At 33.9% G+C, this 22,548-nt stretch carries 18 protein-coding genes; 5 read left to right on the top strand and 13 right to left on the bottom strand.

Annotation, left to right across the window (positions count from 1 at the left end; translation table 11 throughout):
* The first annotated feature begins 709 nt into the window (after positions 1-709).
* Positions 710-1,258, top strand: a complete 549-nt coding sequence (locus AC4GZ8_RS12855; RefSeq protein WP_491082259.1) for a D-lyxose/D-mannose family sugar isomerase — start codon at positions 710-712, stop codon at positions 1,256-1,258.
* 114 nt (positions 1,259-1,372) lie between these two features.
* Here the strand turns inward: AC4GZ8_RS12855 and AC4GZ8_RS12850 are convergent, their stop codons facing one another.
* Positions 1,373-2,203, bottom strand: coding sequence for a helix-turn-helix domain-containing protein (locus AC4GZ8_RS12850; RefSeq protein ID WP_491082258.1), 831 nt, complete (start codon positions 2,201-2,203; stop codon positions 1,373-1,375).
* Positions 2,204-2,745: 542 nt separating this feature from the next.
* On the opposite strand from AC4GZ8_RS12850, the gene AC4GZ8_RS12845 reads away from it, so the two are divergent.
* On the top strand, positions 2,746-3,234 hold the full coding sequence (locus AC4GZ8_RS12845; protein ID WP_491082257.1) for a sigma-70 family RNA polymerase sigma factor: 489 nt from the start codon (positions 2,746-2,748) through the stop codon (positions 3,232-3,234).
* Positions 3,235-3,337: 103 nt separating this feature from the next.
* Here AC4GZ8_RS12845 and AC4GZ8_RS12840 read toward each other — a convergent pair whose 3' ends face one another.
* Positions 3,338-3,508: a Myb-like DNA-binding domain-containing protein gene (locus tag AC4GZ8_RS12840; protein WP_491082256.1), complete on the bottom strand. Its 171-nt coding sequence runs from the start codon at positions 3,506-3,508 to the stop codon at positions 3,338-3,340.
* A 145-nt stretch (positions 3,509-3,653) separates the two neighbouring features.
* A complete protein-coding gene (locus tag AC4GZ8_RS12835) occupies positions 3,654-5,348 on the bottom strand; it encodes a methyl-accepting chemotaxis protein (RefSeq protein ID WP_491082255.1) in 1,695 nt (564 codons plus the stop codon).
* Positions 5,349-6,101: 753 nt separating this feature from the next.
* On the opposite strand from AC4GZ8_RS12835, the gene AC4GZ8_RS12830 reads away from it, so the two are divergent.
* The 3 genes from AC4GZ8_RS12830 to AC4GZ8_RS12820 all read left to right on the top strand — a co-directional run bounded on the left by AC4GZ8_RS12830 (position 6,102) and on the right by AC4GZ8_RS12820 (position 11,469).
* Positions 6,102-7,691, top strand: a complete 1,590-nt coding sequence (locus AC4GZ8_RS12830; RefSeq protein ID WP_491082254.1) for a PTS sugar transporter — start codon at positions 6,102-6,104, stop codon at positions 7,689-7,691.
* A gap of 386 nt (positions 7,692-8,077) precedes the next feature.
* Positions 8,078-9,043, top strand: a complete 966-nt coding sequence (locus tag AC4GZ8_RS12825; RefSeq protein ID WP_491082253.1) for a phosphodiester glycosidase family protein — start codon at positions 8,078-8,080, stop codon at positions 9,041-9,043.
* Complete coding sequence (locus AC4GZ8_RS12820; RefSeq protein WP_491082252.1) at positions 9,034-11,469, top strand: phosphodiester glycosidase family protein; 2,436 nt, start codon at positions 9,034-9,036, stop codon at positions 11,467-11,469. Before AC4GZ8_RS12825 ends, AC4GZ8_RS12820 begins: the two co-directional genes overlap by 10 nt.
* Positions 11,470-12,125: 656 nt before the next feature.
* Here AC4GZ8_RS12820 and AC4GZ8_RS12815 read toward each other — a convergent pair.
* From AC4GZ8_RS12815 to AC4GZ8_RS12770, 10 genes are all read right to left on the bottom strand, one after another.
* Positions 12,126-13,238 carry a glycosyl hydrolase family 28-related protein gene (locus tag AC4GZ8_RS12815; protein ID WP_491082250.1) on the bottom strand — a complete coding sequence of 371 codons (1,113 nt, stop codon included), beginning with the start codon at positions 13,236-13,238 and terminating at the stop codon, positions 12,126-12,128.
* A gap of 277 nt (positions 13,239-13,515) precedes the next feature.
* Entirely contained in the window at positions 13,516-14,535 is a 1,020-nt protein-coding gene (gene rfbB, locus AC4GZ8_RS12810; protein WP_491082249.1) for a dTDP-glucose 4,6-dehydratase, read from the bottom strand.
* 3 nt (positions 14,536-14,538) lie between these two features.
* Positions 14,539-15,390: a dTDP-4-dehydrorhamnose reductase gene (gene rfbD / locus AC4GZ8_RS12805; protein WP_491082248.1), complete on the bottom strand. Its 852-nt coding sequence runs from the start codon at positions 15,388-15,390 to the stop codon at positions 14,539-14,541.
* A gap of 4 nt (positions 15,391-15,394) precedes the next feature.
* On the bottom strand, positions 15,395-15,955 hold the full coding sequence (gene rfbC, locus AC4GZ8_RS12800; RefSeq protein ID WP_491082247.1) for a dTDP-4-dehydrorhamnose 3,5-epimerase: 561 nt from the start codon (positions 15,953-15,955) through the stop codon (positions 15,395-15,397).
* Positions 15,956-15,973: 18 nt separating this feature from the next.
* A complete protein-coding gene (gene rfbA / locus AC4GZ8_RS12795) occupies positions 15,974-16,852 on the bottom strand; it encodes a glucose-1-phosphate thymidylyltransferase RfbA (protein WP_491082246.1) in 879 nt (292 codons plus the stop codon).
* Between the two features lie 25 nt (positions 16,853-16,877).
* Entirely contained in the window at positions 16,878-17,789 is a 912-nt protein-coding gene (locus AC4GZ8_RS12790; protein ID WP_491082244.1) for a glycosyltransferase family 2 protein, read from the bottom strand.
* Positions 17,790-17,823: 34 nt separating this feature from the next.
* Positions 17,824-19,041, bottom strand: coding sequence for an O-antigen polymerase (locus AC4GZ8_RS12785; protein WP_491082242.1), 1,218 nt, complete (start codon positions 19,039-19,041; stop codon positions 17,824-17,826).
* A 6-nt stretch (positions 19,042-19,047) separates the two neighbouring features.
* Complete coding sequence (locus AC4GZ8_RS12780; RefSeq protein ID WP_491082241.1) at positions 19,048-20,004, bottom strand: glycosyltransferase family 2 protein; 957 nt, start codon at positions 20,002-20,004, stop codon at positions 19,048-19,050.
* Between the two features lie 43 nt (positions 20,005-20,047).
* Entirely contained in the window at positions 20,048-21,259 is a 1,212-nt protein-coding gene (locus AC4GZ8_RS12775; protein ID WP_491082240.1) for a polysaccharide pyruvyl transferase family protein, read from the bottom strand.
* A gap of 6 nt (positions 21,260-21,265) precedes the next feature.
* Positions 21,266-22,480 (bottom strand): oligosaccharide flippase family protein, encoded by a 1,215-nt coding sequence (locus AC4GZ8_RS12770; protein WP_491082239.1) that lies wholly within the window; start codon positions 22,478-22,480, stop codon positions 21,266-21,268.
* Between the last annotated feature and the right edge of the window lie 68 nt (positions 22,481-22,548).

The raw sequence follows: 22,548 nt of genomic DNA, 5'->3' as shown, positions 1-22,548 counted from the left end.
TCGTTTATATCTAAGATTCTCTATAATTGGCACCTTATAAAGATGAATTACCATCGCGAACTAGTTGATAGTTGCCTTGATCATAAATTAAAACAAAAATTTAGGAATAAACTTGAATATCATAAAAAGAAGGTTGAACATTTTAGGAAAGCATCTATCTAATTAGATGCTTTTTATTTTGCGCATTTGGAGATAATTCCTTATGTTATATTTTGAACAATTACTGGTAAAAAGGCGTTAAGATTAATGTGGATCTAGTTGAAGAAGAAGGAATTCATGAGGAAAAGTAGCGCTTTGAAGTGAATACTTTTTTCAGTTTACATAGGACAGCTGCGAATAATCACATAGTACATGCCAAAAAAAGCAATTAAAAAAATTAGTCCACTCCATGTAAAATTCGGGGACTCTTCTTGATCTTTTTTATTAGTCATATGCATCTCCGTTGGGTTGTTTTATTCTTATTGTGTTAAAAATAGATTATTTTATCCCCTAAATTTTGGCAGGAAGGAGGGACAGGTTCATTGTCCCACTCTCTTCTAATATAGATTTAAACATTAATCATGCATATCATTCACATTCTTCGAGTACCATTCTAAAATTTAATCTACTGCAATCTTGGCAAAATTTCCGTTAATAACCTCTATTCTTATGACATACCTATTTATGTATAATAAAATTGAAAGCGCTATATCACAAAGGAGGAAATACATTGATCTCATTAGAGGAATATAACCAAATACGAAACGAAACGTTAGATTATTTTAACCGATGTGGAATCGTCCTATCTGAACAAGAAAAAGCTAACATAGAAGTAGCAGACTTTGGCCTAAATAGAATCCGGGAACTTGGTTTACAATTAATTACTTACATTAACACAGAAAAATGCTGTGCGAAGGAGCTTGTCCTTCTTCCAAACCAGACCTGTCCAGAGCATCGACATCCCCCAATTGGACATTCACCTGGTAAGGAAGAAACATTTAGATGCCGCTTTGGAACGGTTTACTTATATGTACCTGGACCAAGAACCTCTAACCCTAAGGCTGTTCTTCCTTCTGGAAAAGAAGAAACATTTACAGTTTGGCATGAAATTATCCTAAAGCCTGGCGAGCAATATACTTTAGCCCCAAATACAAAACACTGGTTTCAAGCAGGAGATGAAGGGGCTGTTGTATCTGAATTTTCCACAAAAAGCATGGATGAACATGATATTTTCACAGATTCCGAGATTAGCCGATTACCTGTGGTTGAAGGGAAGTAGTACCAGTTAAAGATAACCGAAGTACACAAAGTTTACATATTTCAATCGCCTTACCAATTATAAATGTATTAAGCCAAGAAGAGGGAGTGTCCTAATCATAGCCGACCTCTTTCTTCAGTTTGGTACAGGCTCCTCCCTACTAAAAAAATCATGCAACTCCCAAAACAGCTTCCCTTTTCTCTCCCTGCGCAATTTTACAGTAAAACTCTCATGAACAATCCGATAAAAATACCCTTCAAACGTTGTATGGATCTTCCCCATCTTCTTTGCAAAAACAGTCTGCTTAAACGCACTTATGATACAATCCATGAAATCATCCATTGGTCTGCCATGATCAAATTTGTTATAAACCATTATCACTCGATTCCATAAATGATGTATATCCACTGCATTCAAAAATGGTTGTGCTGCTTTTTTGAATTCTTCTGGAATGAAATCAGGTAGATAGCTGGCATCTAACTCATGTAGTGATGGTTCACCTGCCTCTACGTTAGTTCGTTCTTTTGTTTTTTTCTCACAGAGTGAGCTTTGTTTATTCTCTGTTTTATTAGGAGTGACAGGTGCAGTGACATCCTGGGGTGACATCGTCGTTTTCATCGATTCGATGGATTCAAACGCTTGAATAACCAAAAGATTAACCCCCTGTTTCCCATTCATTCTTGCGGTAGGAACCTTCTTAACGATCCCTTTCTCCTCTAACACTTTCACAGCTCGAATCACCGTACGCTTACTTAGCTTAACTTGCTCAGCAATATAATCATATTTTGCAAAGGAAACTCCTATAACTTTCACAGAATGCTTCCAGATCAGATGAAGAACAGCTAAGGTCCCCTCGGATAACTCGGCCTTATGCTTATATAAAAATCCCCGGACAGATTGGTCCATTTCATCGATTGTTTCAAATGATTGATACTTTTGGATTGTGTCGTAGTTCAGCTTTTCCACGTTTACTCTCTCCCTATCACTATGTATGGTCGGAATTTTCTCTTCCACCGTTTATATAGGGATTTTTTGGGGTGGAGTAGCGTGAAAAATAAATTTTTTATTTTTAAATTAGGGTAGTAATGAAATTTGAAAAAATATCATTTGTTGGATACTGATTTTTAGAAGGATCCGATCGTATCAAGGAGGTGATAATCATGGAAACATTTCTTGAGTTTTTACGAGAAGTTCTGAAGGGAATTGTACCTTTCCTTTAAGGAAAGAAGACTGACAACCACCCACCCTCTCAATATTCAGTTGCAACATCAACCTTCGACAAATTTCGTGCGGTCCCTGTGACCATTTACTCTCCAAAAAGGATCATATCGCCCTTTTTTAACCTCATTCCCCCTCAATATCCCCCATATCCCTATGGAAAATGCTCCATATTAGTCCAAAACCCCCTTCCATTTCATTCATATTAGAAATGTTCTAAACCTCTATAGCTTGCTATTCTCAAATTACCGCGGAATACATAAGAATGCATTCTTAAGAAGGATTCTTACATGTACGAGGATGCGAGATTTGAGAAGATTCATCAGCAATTTGAACCAATGATTTATCATGTTATGAAAAGATTAAGTATTTACAAAAACGAACATGAGTTTTATCAGATTGGATGTATCGCGTTATGGGAAGCATCACTGCGATTTAATGAAGAAAAAGGAGAATTTAAGGCTTATGCCTACTCCTATATTATTGGTCGAATGAAATCTGCTCTTAGGGAAGAAACAATAATAGAAGAAAGAGAGAGTCGGAGTGAGGACATATGGGTCGAAGATTCAACGACCTATGGAGATTTTACAGCTATCCTATGGGAATCTCTGTTTGAAAAAATCTCCTCGATATTGTCTGAAAATCAACGTAAATGGGTAAAAGCTTACTGCCTATATGGAAGCACTCCAAGTGAAATTGCAGAAGATGAGGGAGTTACTGTTGCTGCTGTCAAAGGATGGCGTCGGGATGCGATTGCTAAGTTAAGGAAGTATTTTTAGGGTGGAGAGTCTAGGAAAATGGGAAGCGAAGAGAAAAGTCTTTTCGCTTCTCCACTTTTTAATAGAGAGTGATTTATTTATTGTTGGGACAACGGACCTGTCCCTATGTCCCATAGATTTCTTCATTAATAATTTTTCTGTATCTTTTCTCAACACTTAGAGGGGATCTTTCCATGATAAGAGCTATTTCTTTATATTTTTTCCCTTTATTGCGTAATTTTATTAACTTAAAGTCTTCTTTTGTTGACCAGTGTTTGTAAGTTCTTGTTTTCAATCTTGATTTACCTCCATAGTCTCTTAAACTATCTGTTTGGCAGTAGATATGCCAATTAACACAGCTTTATCAAATAGGTCGTTCTATCTGATGAAGGGATTTTTTTGATAGATTTCTTTCCTAATACATTTTTCTAAAGCTATATTTAATTTGCAGTGATGTTGAATTTGCCCACAGTGTCCTTTAATTCTGAAGCTATTTTTGATAAATTGGTCGCTGAGGCTAATATTTCCTCCATTGAAGCTAATTGTTCTTCTGCGGATGCAGCAACACTTTGGCTATGCACAGAAGAATTTCTTGAAATCGTTGTTATGCCTGATACAGTTGCAGAAACTTCTTGAGTACTAGCTGACATTTGTTGAGCAGTGGCTGCCATTTCATCAACTTGATTCGCCATTTTATCCATCGATTTTAAAATTTCTTCGAAACTAGTTTTTGTTTTAGTGACAATACCTAATCCATTCTGAACCTCTTGTTTCACTTGCTCCATTGAATTAGTAGATTGGATCATATCCTTTTGTATTTGTCCTATTAAACCTGAAATCTGGTTAGATGAACTTTGAGATTGTTCGGCAAGTTTTCTGACTTCATCTGCCACCACAGCAAATCCTTTTCCATGTTCCCCTGCTCGCGCAGCTTCAATTGCTGCGTTTAACGCTAATAAGTTCGTTTGATTAGCTATTTCTGTTATTGCATTCGTGATTTGACCAATTTCCTTGGATCTATCATCCAATAATTTAATCACCTTACTAGTTTCATTAACAGAGGAATGAATAATATTCATTTGTTTAGCCGTTTCTTGAACATAAATACCACCTTGTTTTGCTCGTTCGCTAGCTTCTATTCCAGATTCGGCCAGTGATGATGAACTGTCGGCAATGTTTGCAACACCTATGGATAATTCCTCAAGCGCATGAGCAGTTTCTTCAACACTTTGTGATTGAGATTCTGAGCCATTTGCAATTTGTTGGATTGAATCTGTAATTTGTTCAGTCGCCATACTTGTTTGTTCAGCTCCTGCAGTTAATTCTTCTGAAGAAGATGCTACTAGTTCTGAGGAGGTCATGACATTTTGAATTAAATCACTTAGATTTTCCTTCATATCATTATAACTTTTTGACAGATCACTTAATTCATCACCAGTTTCGTCCAAAATAGTTGTAGTAAAGTCACCTTCTCCTGCACTTTCTAATGCTTTAGAAATGGTAGTAAGTCTTTTGGTCAATCCACGCGTAAACCAAAAAACGATGAAAGTTGAGATTAGAATGATCGAAATAATGACTATTAAAAATATTGTTAAAAACGAGGACATTATGTCATCAATAATTGTTTGAGGTGCACCTACATAGAAAATACCTATAGTCTCACCACTTTTATCTTTAATAGGTGTATAAGCAGTTTGATAGGTTTTTCCAGCTACAGTTGCTTCTCCGTAGTAATTATCTCCTTTAATTAAAACAACATCTGCAACTTCTTTAGATACTTTGGTGCCAACCGCCCGTTCTCCATCAATCTTCACATTTGTCGCGATACGTGTGTCTCCTTGAAAAATTGTTACAGTACCACCAGTATCTTCTCCTATTTTATCTACTTCTTCATAGTTTTCATTAAATGATTCGTCCCCCTTATATAGCTTTCCGTTATGAATCTTCCAATCACCAGGGTATTTACTATTTATATAACTTTCACTTAAAGCGAGATCCCCTTTTGCTTTTTCAATTGCAAATGTTTTTATACCATCTGTAACTTCCCTAACAACTACACCACCAATTACGATAGAGAATAATAGTACAATAGCAAGAACAATCAAGTTAATCTTTGTACCTAATTTGAATTTCACAGAAAATTTCCCCTTTACCATGTATGTTTCCTCTTTCTATTTTTATTTTGTAATCGTTCTGATCAATTAGTAGTAGGATGTTGAATCACTCAAACAAAAAAAACACTTTCTTATCTAGACGTATCCCGTTCTAGATAAGGAAGTGTTTAGTTTTTGGCAGGAACGCTACCAAAATCCCCAATTTCCCCTTATAAAAAAATATAGGTAATGTTTAATAAGCGACAGGTTCCCTATTCTACATCAGACATCAAACCTATATTATAGTACTTTTGAACTAACAACGTACATTATATCACCTAGATATTAACTTTCAATACTATTTCTTGAAAAAACAGAAAAAATTCCATAATGACCAATAGAGACATGCTGTAATCAACATCGTTCACTTATTGAATTAATTTAGAAGAAAATAACGAAAATCTTCTATAACCACCTATATACCATGATTTTACTTATATTGTAATTCCGGGCTTATCTCCCAAAGATTCATCACCTTCGAGATAGGTTTTTACAAGCTGTTAGTTTTATTTTTAAGGGTATTTCTTCATACATAATGCACCTCAAAATGTTAAGTGTGTCTATCAATTGGAGTGCCCTTCACCCCTTGGTCCTTTCCCAACAACGCATCGGACAATCAGTGTATAGTCAAAAGAGCTTTTATCTCATCTCTCCTTTTACTTCATTACCACTTTAATTAACTAAAACACTAAATTATAATATAAATATATATTAAATATTTTGGGGGTATTAATCATGAAAAAGAAAGTGGCTATCCTTGGCAGCAGTGGAGGGAATCTCTATTCTCTTGGCGGCAAAGAACCTGAGAAACTTCTTGGCGAACTTCTCTTGCAACTAGACGCAGCAGGTATGGAGTGCAGATCTCTTCAATTTATTGCAGCGAAAGGCTCAATGGATTCAGTGAAACAATCAACAGAAGCCGCTTTATATGGCTGGGATGAACATTCAAATAAGCCATATATAAAACTGGAGGGAACATTAGAAGAGGTCAATGAGGAAGCAGTCAAAACAGATCTGGAGATTTCAGAAAAAATTGAAAATGGAGAGATTGATGGGCTAATCTTCATGAGTGCTGATCCAAATGGTGCTAACAAAAAAGCAGTGGAAGCTGCATCAAAAATGAATCTGCCCGCAACAGGGACTGGCGGTACTTCCATGGCAACGATTAGTTCAAAAGGGGTCAATGTCATTTCCACTTCAGGAACGACTGGAACAACCAATCGAACTCGTGCGGTGACCTTTATTACATCATTAAGCAAGCATTGGGGGATTTCTTACCGCCCGATTATCGGGAAAGTAACTACTTCCTCTAATACCCGAGAAACATCACCTTGGAGAAGGATCAATATTCGTGGGATGATGCTTGCTTCTTTACCTGGTTTTATTGCGATGGCTTTAGTTCTCGCTTTAAGTAAGATCCCTGCTTTATCAATGCTTGGGGATGTTTTTGATGTGATGATCAATGCCCTTCCAATTATTCTTGCTGTTATTGCCGCAAAGCAAGTAGCTGATCTTGATGATGTTTCCATCGTTGCCGGTATTGTGGCGGGAGTATTGTCCACAAACGGCGGAATTATTGGTGGTATTATCGGTGGTATTGGTGCAGGGCTTTTAGTTCAGTATATTTTCAGAAAATGTGTGGAATGGAAATTTCCAGCTACGACTGTCAATATTGCTGCTGGTGGGATTGCTGGTTTAATCTCAGGATTAATCGTCTATTTTCTTTTCGCTCCGATTGCTCTTCAGCTTGGTGAAGGGATTCGAGCTTTATTAGATTCACTAGTCGCAATGAATCCGGTTCTTGCAGGACTGATCGCGGGTTTACTTATTTGGCCAGCCATCATCGGAGGAATCTATCACGCTGCTATTCTTCCAATCGTCTTATTGGAAATGGAAAGTACAGGGAACAGTTTTTTAGGTGCGGTAGATATGGTCGGCTTAGTTATGGTATCAGCTGGCATCACGTTAGCCAATATTGTTGCACCTAGAGATAAAGGAGAAGCTGCTGTCGCAACACCAGGGTTTTTAATTAACGTAGGATTTGGTACTTTCGTCGAAGCAGCCTATCCCTTCATGTTCTCCAACAAACTAATCTTTGCTGGAGCCATTGTCTCATCCGGTATAGGAGGCTTGCTTGTTGGTCTCTTTGATGTACGCGGAACAGCTTATGTTCCATCCGTTATGGCACCTTTCCTTTCGGATAATATGATTGGTTTTATCGTTGCGATGGTGGGAAGTTTGGTGTGTGCATTTATGATTACGTTGTTGGTGAATTTGTTTGCTAAGAAAAAGGTTAGAGATAAGAATGAGTTGTTATCGGCTTGATGTTATTTGGAGACAAGAAGAATAGGTGGTTGTTGGTCTTCTTTTCTTTAAGGAGAGAAGATGTGACAACCAACCATTCTCACAATATTCAGTTGCAGCCTTATCTTATCTAAACCTATCAACCCTGCTACAAATTTAGGGATGGTCCTGGTGACCATCCCTACTTTCTCTATAATAATAAATGTGTCATCCCTTGGGACAACGAACCTGTCCCCTCGTCCCTTCGTAAATATTTATCCTTCTTTCTTCCTACACAGATCTTAAACTTCCTTAATAGTGAATTAACAATTGTTTGCTAGTGTAAAAATGTGGAGAGATTAATCGTTTTCTGTTGTAACATGTAGGAAACTATTAATCTCTTAAAAATATAGGAGAGGTGAAATGGAATGGTACGGAAATGGTTGTATGGTATACTTGCATGTTTTTTATCTTTCTCAGTAGTTCCTTCCGTGCACGCAGAGAATGAGGCATCCTCTGTTGCTCAGGCACGGTCAACATCTTCAGACAAGACAGAAGCCGTAACCTTTGTAGGACCTGCGGGAAAAACACTTGTTTCGAATGAAACAACAACACCTATTGGTCCAGGCATTGAGCTATCGAGCTTTGAAAGGTTTGATGCTCGCGGATGGCTAAATGGTGAAATGATGACAGTTGAATTGGAAAATGAAAACGTTTCGTTAGACCTGCTTTATCCTGGATCCATCTCAGCTGCAATGCCTCTATCAGAAATGGCCAAGGCTAGTGGAGCGATTGCCGGTGTAAACGGTGATTTTTTTGATATTAACAATACGAATGCGCCATTAGGTGGAGCCATCCAGAATGGGCAGCTGCTTAAAGGGCCTGAGGGATCACACACATTAACGGCCGGGATCGACCAGAATGGAGTTGGGCAGATTGCCAATCTCTTTCTAGAAGGATCGATCTCTCTTCCAAATGGACAACACCCGATTGCTGCGTTAAATCAATACGGCCTTCCTAAGGATGGAATTGGTGCGTACACGTCAATATGGGGAACAAAGCAGAGATCATCAAGTGCCACCTATGAAGTCATCATTCAAGACGGGAAGGTGCTTTCGCTATCAACACAACCAGGCAGCGGCCAAATTTCAGAGAACTCCTTTGTATTAGTAGGAAGGGAAAAAGGCGCTGACATCTTAAAACAATTAAAAGTTGGTGATCAAGTCACATTAGATTATCAAGCAAAAGTTGATCACAACGAACTCATGTCTTTTGCAGTTGGTGGAAATAGGATCCTTGTTGAAAATGGACAAATTCCAACAGGTCTTGATGATACGGTGACAGCTCCGCGAACAGCTGTTGGTTTTTCTCAGGAGGAAAAAAGATGTTTTTAGCTGTTGTTGATGGAAGACAACCAGATAGCCGTGGAATGACTTTTAAAGAATTAGCAGAGCTAATGAAAGAGTACGGTGCCTATCATGTGCTCAACTTAGATGGCGGCGGCTCATCAACAATGGTGGCGCGGATGGTAGGCGAAACAAATGCCGAGGTCGTGAATCAACCATCAGATGGAACGGAACGATCTGTCCCAAATGGGATTGGCATTTTTGCTAAACCAGGTAGTGGTGAATTAAATGGATTTGAAGTCACGACATCCTCGGGACTCGAACACAGTGAGCGCGTCTTTCCTGGATTGTCAAGAACCTTTGAAGCGGTTGGCTATGATGATCATTATGCTCCTGTTAAAACGGAAAACATAACATGGAGAACACTTCCTGCAGATGTTGGCAACTTCGAACATGATGGCGTATTTCGTGCAAAGAAATCAGGATCTGCTGTTGTCGAAACAAAAAAAGGATCCACAAAAGGAACGATGAAGGTAACCGTTATCGGTGATTTAGCCCGCATCGAAGCAGATTCTGCTCAATTAGGACTGGAAATGGGAGCTAAAAAGGACTTCTCCATCATTGGTTATGATCAAGAAGGCTATTCTGCACCTGTTGAACCTCGTGACATTAAGCTTGACTATAATGAAGCCGTAGTGGATATTACAGAAAACAAAAATGGCGGATTTACAGTTGTTTCGAAAGCAGAAGGTGAATCAACTCTTATTACAGCAACCGTTCAGGGACAAAAAACCTACCTCCCTGTAACAATTGGACTTTCAACAAAGCTTGTAGACGATTTTGAAAAGCAAGCTGGGTGGTCACACACAACATATCCAGCCGCAGTAAAGGCAGATATGGAGTATGTAAATGGAAGAGAAGGAACAGGCCTTCAGCTTTCCTATGATTTTTCAACGACAACAGCCACACGTGCTGCCTATCTTCAAGCAGATCCTATGCTTGAGTTACCAGGAGATGTCCAAAAAATCGGCTTATGGGTGTATGGTGATGGAAATGGAGCTTGGCTAAGAACCGTCATCCGCGACGCTGCCAACACAAGCTATACATTAACATTAGCCAGCCAGGTAAATTGGACAGGCTGGAAGTATGTAGAAGCAACTGTACCAGCTGGTATCAGATATCCAGCTAAGCTATGGAGGATCTACCCTGTTGAAACGAATAAAAACAAACAATATAAAGGGCAAATTATTATTGATGATCTTGTTGTAAAAGTACCACCAGCACTCGAGGTCCCAGAACAAGCATCCCAGCCAGATCCGCTGATCATTCAAAACGGAGAAATTGATGATAAACAATGGACCTTTGCTATACTTGCCGATAGCCAGTTTGCAGCCAAATCACCTAATAGCCAGCAAGTACAAATGGCCCGAGAATCCCTCCGTCAAATTGTGAAGGAAATTCCTGATTTCCTCGTCATCAACGGTGATTTAGTTGATACGGCCTGGAAAGAAGACTTTGATCTCGCTAAAACGATTTTAGAAGAGGAAGTCGGAGATAAGATTCCGATCTATTATACGCCAGGCAACCATGAAATTATGGGGTCAGGTTCGCTCGATAACTTCCTAAACATGAATAAAAAGAATCGCTATATGTTTGATCATAAAGGAACAAGATTTATTCTGCTCGATTCCTCAACAGGAAGCTTCCGAACAAGTGATTTTGAGCAACTGCTTGAACTAAAGAAATCTCTGGACGTGGCAGCAAATGATCCAAACATCAAAAATGTCGTCGTCATGGGTCATCACCCAACACATGATCCCCTCCCGACAAAAAACAGCCAGCTTAGCGATCGAAAAGAATCTAAATTACTTGAACAATGGCTAACGAAATTCCGTAAATCATCAGGTGGCAAGGGAGCCATTTATGTTAGCGGACATGCCCATACAATCAATGTTGAGCGTGTTGAAGGTGTCCCATACATGGTCGTTGGGCCTGCAGGTAAAGCTCCTTATGGACCAGCAGACAATGGAGGCTTCTATTCTTGGACCTTGTTCGGCGTTGATCCGACAGCCACCCCAGACCAAGTCTTTGGACCGGAAAAAGCCGCAACAAATAGTAACGCAGCAAATCGCAGCTGGATTAACGCTGAAGTCCGCCCATTACTAGAATCGATTACGATGGATGGGCCAGCTATAATCAATGCAGGGGAAACAACAAAGATCACAGCTTCAGGCCATCAGATTGGTGACCTCACGATCCCGCTTCGTTACCCAGCAACCGTCACATGGCAGGGAAGTGAAAATGTCTTGATCACAACAGACCAAAAGAAGCTAACACAGGCCGAAGCATCTGGCAATTACAATGCTGTCTTTAACCCATCAACAGGGGAACTACAGGCGATTTCAAAAGAAGAAGTAACATTAACGATTAAAGCGAATGGGACAATTGCGGAGAAGGAAATACAAATTCAGTAAATGATTAAGAGCAAAAAGCAGACTGTTACCTGTTAACCAGTCCGCTTTTTGCTTTTCCTATAGCTTCTAAACATAAAATCTGACTTCTAGATGCATTTTTCATGTTCTTTCATAAATTTCTTTTTTTGCTAATTCTCAAATGAAACCATCAATTAAACGTTTGTTTGTATTATGAGGGAAAGCAAACGGACATTCGCCCTAAATTGGTGGACACCAATTTGGGACGAAGATATATTGAGCTTGAGAGTACTATCTTAGAAATGAAAACAAATGTTCCATTTTTCAAAATTAACACCTGATTGGATCAATACCCTTAGTTCAGAATTGGCAGAAAGAGTGCTAAAAACAGACGCTGTAAACTTACTTAAGTTATGATCATCTCAAAAACAGAGTTACTAACAAGAAGGTACATTCAATTTGTTAATACAGAATAAAAGCAACGAAAACAAATGATTGCTTTCATTGCTTTTATATCCCCATTTTTATTGATCATAAAGAATACTTCTTCTCAAAGTAATTTTGATATTATCCGCTTAAAATCTGCTCCCACCATTCTTGGTTACCTATGTACCATTGAATAGTATGAGCGATACCCGTTTTAAAATTATATGTCGGTTTCCAACCGCTTTTTATACTCCGGGGCAAAAGTTAATCTATTATTTACTTTCGGAATTATTAAGTATATAGGTTTCCCCTTCACTTGAATTCACAATTCCAGGTGCACTTGTATTTCGAATTTTGTTATTAGTTACGGATAAGTTTGTTGTGCTTTTACCTAAATATATAGAATTGTTATTTGTGTTTTTTAACATTACATCCGATATTATATTATTGTCTATAACCACATCATCGGCTTTTACAATTGCAATCCCATTGCTAGGATTAACACCACTGTTACCCATAATGAAATTATTTAGTATTTTTATATTAAATGCTACTGAGTTTGTTGAATCCTTAATGTTTAGGACACCAATTCCATAACCGTCTATAAAATTATAGATCCTATTATTCTCAATCGTAACATTTGAAGGACCGTTTTCGATGCCAATACTACCACCATATACATTTGTAGCTATGTTATCTTTAAAAACTATATTTTTACTTCCTTTTCCATTTACTACATATGCTACATCCTTTAAATTAATAGCAATATTTTGTGTGGCTCTAGAATCCTTGCCTTGAAAAAAAATTGCTCCGCCATCTGAATTTTCTATTAGATTGTTGGTAGTAAATATATTATTACTGTTTCCAACGAAAGAAAAAGCAGAGTTTAAATTTTCACCTTTTCCGTTTAAATTCAAAACATGTGAATTCTTTACTGTAATATTAGAGGAATTTAAAAAATATACTACAAAATTATTTCTAGGGTCTGCAGTTAATTTTTCTTTGTTACCATCGAATTTAATGCCGTCTATAATAATATCATTTACTGAATTCGAAACAAAAAAACCCTGACCTTCTTTACTAGATTGGAAATCTGAACTTAGCTTGAATATTGCTTCGTCACCTTTAATAGTTGTTGAATGAGTAATATTAATTGGAGAGGAAAAAATATATACTCCTTTAGGAAAAAATAAAACTTTTCCATCTAACTCATTTAACGCATTTTGAATAATTTTTGTATGATCAGTTATATTCTTTTCCTTTTTAAAATACCATTGAATATTTACTATATTTTCTCGCTCATTATCAGTATTTATAAAATGAGAAATGGTTATAGTTATTAGAACTCCAAATAAAATAGGTATAATGATTTTAAAATATGACAACTCTTCACACTCTCTTTTAAATTTGTTTTCATCAATCTAAACCGTACATATAAAACACTATTTTTCATTCACTTATCCTTTTTATTCTTTAGAGTTAAATGTAAAATTGACTGATGTTTTTGGCGAGTTACAAAATAGAAATAGGATCTTAAATAAAATCTATAAATTCTTAATATTCCGACTCTTTTAAACACTTTTATAACACAGGAGAAACTTTCAATTAAAAAATGATAGCTTCTCCTTCTTTAGTTATATTCCCATTTTGAGGCCTTAAATTTTACAATGCATACTGTTTCTCGAAATAATTCTGGTATTCACCACTAATAATTTGTTCCCACCACTCCTTATTTTCAAGGTACCATTGAATAGTTTGAGCAATACCAGTTTCGAAATTATACGTAGGTTTCCATCCTAACTTCTCTAATTTAGTAGGATCAATCGCATAACGTTTATCATGTCCTAAACGGTCTGTTACAAATTCAATTAAATCTTCTGATTTACCTAATGTATTTATAATTGTTTTAACTACTTCAAGATTTGTACGTTCATTATGACCACCCACATTATAGACTTCTCCACTAGCGCCTTCGTGTAGTACTAAATCAATAGCTGAACAGTGATCTAATACATGTAACCAATCACGAATATTTTTCCCATCTCCATATACTGGTACTTTTTGTTCGCTTAATACACGCGATATAGTTAAAGGAATCAATTTTTCAGGAAAATGATATGGGCCATAGTTGTTCGAACAACGAGTTATATTAATAGGTAAACCAAATGTTTCATGATATGCTCTTACGAGTAAATCAGATGATGCCTTGCTTGCACTATATGGACTATTCGCTTGTAAAGGCGTTTCTTCAGTAAAGAATGTTGTTGGATCAAAATCTAATTCTCCATACACCTCATCTGTAGAAACATGAACAAATTTACTTATATTATTTTGTTTTGCAGCATCTAATAATACTTGGGTTCCTAATATATTTGTGCGAACAAAAACTTCTGGATCAGTAATCGAACGATCTACATGGCTTTCTGCTGCAAAATGGACAACATAATCAAATTTTTCTTTATCAAATAAATTAATTATTGCTTCTCGATCTGCGATATCTGCTTTAATAAAAAAATAGTTGCTTTTATCCTGAATATCTTTGTGCTTTGTAAGATCACCTGCATAAGTTAATAAATCAAGATTATAAATGTCATATTGAGAATATTTATTTATCATATATTGAACAAAGTTACCACCAATAAAACCTGCTCCACCTGTTACTAGGATCTTTTTTCTTGTCATAATTTACACCTCTTGTCCTAATTCGTTTAAATAATGCTGTAAAGCATCCTGCCATCTCGATAATGGTTTAAAACCATTTGCAACTAGCTTTTCTTTAGACATACGTGAATTCTTCGGACGTTTTGCTCTAGTTGGATATTCTTCAGTAGTAATTGAATTAACTTTAACATCTTTATTTGCTTGTTTGAAAATTTCCTTCGCAAACTCAGACCAACTACAAAATCCCTCATTTGTAGCGTGGTATATTCCATATTTTTCACCTTGAATCATATCAGCCAATAAACGAGCTAAGTCATAAGTATATGTAGGAGAACCGAATTGATCCCCAACTACATTTAATTCATTACGATTTTCTGCTAAACGGAGCATTGTTTTAATGAAATTATTGCCATTAATACCAAATACCCAAGAAATCCTTACAATAAACATCTCGTCTAATATAGATTGTACGACCTTTTCACCTTCATACTTAGTTAAACCATAATAACCTACTGGATTTGGAGAATTCCATTCTAAGAATGGCTTTTCACCTTCTCCATCAAATACATAGTCTGTACTAATATACATAAATTTAGCACTTACTTCTTTTGCAGCATTAGTTAAATATCTTGTACCTTCTACATTTACATTCCAACATATTTGTTTATCATCCTCAGCTTTATCTACTGCAGTATAAGCAGCACAATGGATAATTGCATCTGGGTTGATTTTTTTCACATAATGATTTACTTCTTGTTCAATGGTTATATCTAAGTCCTTTGACCCGATGCCAATCATTTCATATCCTCTATTTGTTCCCTCACGAATAACATCATAACCTAATTGACCTGTAGCACCTGTTACTAATATCCGCATCTTATTAGTCTCCATATACAAAATTATGTTCTGCCACTTCTAGTAGAGGTGCGTTTTTATCTTTTTCTGATAATACAGGAGTAATATTCATTGGCCATTCAATACCTATAGCAGGATCATTCCAAATAATACCTCGATCACATTCAGGAGCATATAACTCGTCCACTTTATATTGGACTTCAACATCGTCTGTTATAGTCATAAATCCATGTGCAAATCCTCGAGGTATTAGTAGTTGCTTCCTATTCTCTGCAGATAGTTCAACTCCATACCATTTTCCATATGTAGGGCTACCTTTTCGAATATCAACTGCTACATCAAAAATTGCTCCTCTTGTACAACGAACTAATTTTGTTTGTGCTTTAGGATTTAATTGATAATGCAATCCACGTAATGTCCCTTTAGTTTCAGAAAATGAATGATTATCTTGAACAAAATTATACTCTATACCAGCATCCTTAAACTTTAATTCATTATAAGTTTCCATAAACCAACCACGATGATCACCAAATGCATCAGGTTGAATAACTATGATGTCTTCTAAATTTGTTTTAGCTATTTTCATTTTTCACATCTCCATGAATTAATATTGAATCTCACCATTCGCTACTTTCATTAGATACTTACCATAACCAGTCTTACTTAATTTCTCACCACATTCCCATAACTGTTCTTTTGTAATCCAGTTGTTAATATAAGCAATTTCCTCAAGAGCAGCAATTTTAATGCCTTGGTGCTCTTCAACTGTCTTAACGAAGTTTGTTGCTTCAACTAAACTTTGATGTGTTCCAGTATCTAACCAAGTAAACCCACGACCTAACAGTTCTACTTGTAACTCACCGCAGTTTAAATAAGCCTCATTGATAGAAGTAATTTCGAGTTCACCTCGAGAGGATGGCTTTACATTTTTGGCAATCTCAACAACTCGATTGTCATAAAAGTATAATCCTGTTATTGCATAATTTGACTTTGGTACCTCTGGTTTTTCCTCAACACTTAAGACCTTACCATTTGCATCAAATTCAACTACTCCAAATCGCTCTGGATCTTGAACATGATAACCAAATACCGTTGCCCCAATGTCTTTATTTGCAGCTCGTTGCAACATTTTCCGCATTCCACTTCCATAATAAATGTTATCACCTAAAACCATTGCAACTGAATCATTACCAATAAACTCTCGACCCAGAATAAATGCTTGAGCTAAACCATCAGGACTGGGTTGTATTTTATATCGTAGTGATAAACCAAATTGTGAACCATCTCCAAGTAAATTCTCAAATCTTTTTGTATCTTCTGGTGTTGAAATGATTAATATTTCTCGAATTCCTGCTAACATCAACGTTGATAGAGGATAATAAATCATGGGTTTATCATATATAGGTAATAACTGTTTACTTGTAACCATGGTTAAAGGATATAATCTTGTACCACTACCACCTGCTAAAATAATGCCTTTCATATTTTATTCCTCCCACTAATTCACTTTAATTATAATTCCAATATGTTTTATACATACTTATTTTAGTTTTGATGCGCCTTGGTATTCTTCTATGATTTTTTCCTAATTTATACCCAATAAATTTAGCAGCATTTTTAATAATAGATACTGGTATTAATATTATTTTTTTGTGTTTATATAAATATAGGATTTCTTCTTTTACATACTTTAATCCTTCACCTTCAGCTTTTGAGAATGATTCAAGTATCCAAGATTCTTCTTGATGAAATACTCCAATATCAAAATTCCTCTTCAACTCTTGAATAATTGAGTAATCATGTGAATGGTATACTTTTGAACTTGCAACATATGAAATTTTATATCCTAAAAGCACCATTTTTGCAGCAACGTACATATCTTCACCTAATATTACATTTTCAGGAAATCCACCAATTTCATTGAGGATACTCTTTTTATAAGCAGCAAAAGAGTTTGAAGCAAAAACTGTTTTTAAACCGAGTTTATCTTTATTACTTAAACTTTTAATCATAGATTCTTCTGAATAATTAAAGTGTCTTGCGAAACTACCAAAGTGTTTAGCTTGTTTATGAGGGAGTTGTCTACCATATGCCAATCCTACACTACTGTCCTCGAATGCGAAAATTAAGTTTACTAAATCTTTTCTTCCAAATAAGCGTGCATCTTGAGTTAGAAATACTAAAATTTCTCCATTTGCTTCTTTCGCAGCGATATTACGAGTACCACCATGATTAAAGTTGGATCTTTTTATTTCTAAAACTTTTGCTCCAAATGATTTTGCAATTGAAACAGTATTATCATCTGATTGTGAGTCAATTATAATGGTTTCAAAATTATCATTATTAGGAATTAAAGCTAGTAAATCACTAAGGTCACTTTCTGCATTTAAGGTTGGAATAATTATAGAAACTTTTTTCATTTATTAATAACCCTCCCTTAAATAAAATTTTAAATTAACTACTTTTTTTGAATAATAAACCATCAAAAAAACATGCAAAAATTAGACAATATATTAATGGAAATATTAAACCAGAATAAACCCACATATTTGTAAACAGACTAAAAATTAGAATACAACATACAATTGCATTCGACATAACAAAAAGTAAAGGATTTTTCTTTTGCATAAAAATCAAAATCAATAAAATAAGTGTAGTAATTGTTACAGCACTCAGAAATACACCGAACCATCCCATATATATATAACTTCCCATAAATTGTGAACCAGCTGTAAATTCCTCTTTAATTAACCCAATTTCACCTATTTCTAGATTAATATTATATATAGTAGCTAATCTATTCGAAATAAAGTCTGGTAATAATTGTGTTATATAATAAGCATCAAACAAATAAACTGGAATAACATTATTTACTGTGTTCTGTAAGTTAGCTAAAGGAGATGTAATATATAAGTAAACCCAAAAAATGCTATTAAATATCCCAAAGTTCCAAAAGTCTAAAGCAGCTTCTCCTACCATCAAGATTAATTTACTATCAAACATTGAACTATTGTAATTGTAATCGGCATTTAACCTTAAATTCCCTAAGACTCCAAAACCTAAAGATGCCACAAATACGGTGATTATACTTAAAACTATTTTTTTTACTGTGAATTTAATTTTAGGTAAAAGAATAATTAAAGATATAACTAAAGATATAATAAGTAAACCTCTACTCATTATTAGAATAAATGGTACCAAAGATAATAAATATATATATATATCTTTCTTGATCCTATTGTTACTGTAAATAATATTCATAAATAATAAATTTGATAAAAAAATATTAAAAGTGACCAATAATACATGAAATGTCGGAATACCAAACTCTTTATAATTTGTATCAACATTCAAAAATACATTAAATAGGGGAATCTGTTTTGAATAAACAAAATCTAGTAGATAACCGATTGCAAATACCCAACATAATCTTTTAATATTCACCATATTTACATTTACTTTATCAATATCAATTCTTTTTATGACAATTTTATATATCCCACCATATATAAATAGTAAAATAGTAAATAGAGTTAAAAAAACATATATTGTACTGCTTAAATCTGGATACATATTCGATAATTTAAGATTATATAAGATTACTACACCTATCAACACCCACGCTAATGAAATAAACGGATTGATATTCTTAAATCTATTTTTTTTCTGCATATGAATCTAAAATTTCTCCGATTTTAAGTTAGTTAAAAAATAAAAATAACCTATAGTTCTTAATAAGCTATTCTTAAAAAATCTATTTTTAAAACAAATATATAGTTTTGATAGGAAATTTCTTTCTAATAGAGATTTATAGGAACTAAGTAGTCTTTTTGATTGTTTGTCCAATGATGAACTAAAATTACTATAAAATTCTAGAGATTGGTCAATGGTTTTCCCTATACTATTTTTAGTTTTATCATTTTCACTTAAGACACCTTTAATTAAATTAATACCGTACTTTTTAGCTCCAACTTCATTTTTACCATGTTGTCTATAAAAAATAGTTGATTTGTCAAGGTAGGTAATCTTGCCAAAAGTAGCAACAATTAATCCTAACCACCAATCATGCATAACTGCTTTCTGAGGAATATAATTGACATATTTAAGTGTTTCCTTATTAATCATAACTGTACAACCTGTGATATTGTTTTGTACAAGTAGGTAATTCAATGTCTTTTTTTCAGGGTCCAACTTTTGAAAATTCCACATTGATGGACTAATAGTATTTAAATCTTTATCAGCGATTACTAAATCAGTATGGACTAAAATAGGTTTTTTTGGATATCGTTTCTCACTTTCAAGCATTTTGTTAATAGTTAACTCTATTTTATCTTTTTTCCAATAGTCATCTTGATCACAAAACATTATATAATCAGAATCAGTATGTCTTAATAGTTCAAAAAAGCTAGAACTCGGTCCAAGATTCCCCTTTTTATCATCTAACAATGATATTTGTGAAGGGAACAATTCAATATAATTTGTTATTATTTTTAATGTATTATCTGTAGATCCATCATCTCTAATTATTAAATTCCAGTCTTTAAATGTTTGATCGCAAATTGATTGTAATTGATGTTCAATAAATGCTTCTCCATTAAATGTTGAAAGTAAAATATCTACCTTTCTATTTTGCAATGATAATATCTCCTTTCAAAGTCAAACGATAATTTTAATAAACTTATTTATCAAAAAATGAATTATAAATATTATTGAAATTATCTTCAACTTCTTTAAACATCTTTTCCCTACTTTTTATTGTCTCATGATTATTAATTAACTTCTTCGCATCTTCATTTAGGTTTGCTAAGTCTGTTGAAATAACCTTTGTTGTTTTCCAACTAATTAAAAATTCATTTAATTTAACAATTTTATCAGTAAATGCCATATGTGGAATATTATAAGAAATTGCAGTTATTGCACCATGTAAACTGGTACCGATATATAATTTAGAAGATGCAATCAAAAACATTGTATCAAAGATAGTATTCATTTCAGGAATAAAATATCCGTTTTCCATATAAGAGGCTATTTTTTGTAATGGAATATGGTCTTCATGCTCATTAGCTCTTCCTATTGGCAGCAATACTATATCCACATCTAAATCATGTCCCAGAGTGCTTAAAACTTTTGCAATCTCTTGCTCATTTCCTTTACCAACCTTTTTACTAACTTGAAAAGTTATATATCCTCTTTTTTTACTTATAAAATCTTTTACTTCTATTGACAAATTATTTTCAAGAAAATTTATTGAGAATAACTCTGACATTATAATTGCAGAATCTGGAGAAACCCTTATTTTTTCAGCATAATTAGCATTAATATTAGTTAAGATTTCTTTTGTTTTAATGTCACGAACTGAAAAGTAACTAGAAAACTTTATTGCATAATTAATATTTTCTACTAGCCTTTTATTATTTAAATCAACATTGGTGCCACCTACGCTATTATAAATGACCTTATTCTTCTGGAAGTGGTTTACTGAAGGTATCCAAGGAAACACCTGATCAGTGTTATATTTACTTGTTAAATATTTGTTAATCAATACATTACCAAAAACTTTATTAAATGACTTTAATAAAAAATTATATATTCCCAAATGTTCATAACATAAATCCATTCCCATAAAATTTGTACCTAAAACTTCTCCGCCAGTAATAATTGAAACTGTATTAGACTTATCATTTAAAAATTCAATATTTCTTGTTTTCTTACCACCAATAGCTGATAAATCTGAATCTCTTAATCCCACAAATTGAAAATTTAAATTTATTCCTGAATTTCTTTCATTATTAATTTTCAAAAACATCTTTTCGGCAACTATTGGAAAAAGTAAATCGCCATAATTATTTCTATCAAACGCACCAATTAAATTAATATTTATACTTCCCATAAAAATTCACTCTTCCTGATTATTAAGATTTTTCTTTATTATTATTTTATATAGGACCATTAAGATAAAAGCTGTTAATAAACTTGCATAAGCAGCTCCGATTACGCCATATTTTAGAATAAAAGTAAAAGAAAATGCACAATTCAATACTAAGGATACTATTGCCAATACCATTCTTAATGTTTGTTTATCTAAAACTGTTAGCAGAATACCATCAATTACAGATAAATATCTAAATAAAAGCATCAGAGCTAAAATACATAGTAAAGGTACACTTGCTCGGAAGCCTTCACCATAGAGTATCTTGATAATAAAATCACTAAAAATAATTAAAATTGTAGTTAATGTAAGTCCTATTATCCCTAATATTTTCCTACCATTTTTAGCTATCTCTTCTAATTTAAGTAAATTAGTTTGCTGAGATAATTTTGGCAACATTATATTTGAAATAACTTCTGTAAAAATCAGTGCAGCCATTACGATTCTCATTGCTGACTGATAAAATGCTACACTTTCATAATCTGTTAGACTTTTCAATATAATTGTATCTAATTGAAAATACATTGTACCTATTATTAAATGAAGACCATAGGTAAAATTCCTTTTAATTAGTACAAAGGAATTTGAAATGTGATATTTAAAATTTATTTTTAATCCTAATTTTGTTTTTACTATTATCATTAATATAATAATGCTAATTAATCTTGATAATAAAAACCCCACTGCAACAGAAAATATACTTTGATAAAGATAAATAGTTATCAATACTATTATAAAAAGTAAGATATTATTAAAAATTGAAAATAAGGTCTCTGTTTTATATTTATCAAATACTCTAAAAGGTAATACATAATAATTTAAGTAGGATGTCACAATACCCATAATATAAAACAAAAGAAAAGAAGAATCCTTAGGAAGTATTTCAAAAAAGATTAAAGTAAAAGTAAGAATTGAAATGAGAATAGTAACGGTTACTTTAGATTCTAATGATTTCATGAATGTATTTTTCCAAGAATCTTTATTTTTTGCCATTTCCTTTACAGTATAAAGATTAAATCCATAATCAATAAAAATACTAATCAATACTGAAATTGTGTAATAGTACATCAATTTTCCATATTCAGTTGTATCCATTAGTCTAGCTAATAACATGAAAATAACCGTATTAGTCAATAGTTTTGCTATCAAATTTAAGCTCATTAATAAAAAATTTTTCTTCATATGCACTCTTCCACTAATCAATCATATAGTCGTAAAATTTAATATGCACCTTTTTTAGTAATAACAAT

The sequence above is a fragment of the Metabacillus sp. RB-C-LZQ-3-1 genome (assembly GCF_058315175.1).
The sequence above is the reverse complement of the archived record's forward strand: the minus strand, read 5'-3'. Positions and strand labels throughout refer to the sequence as shown.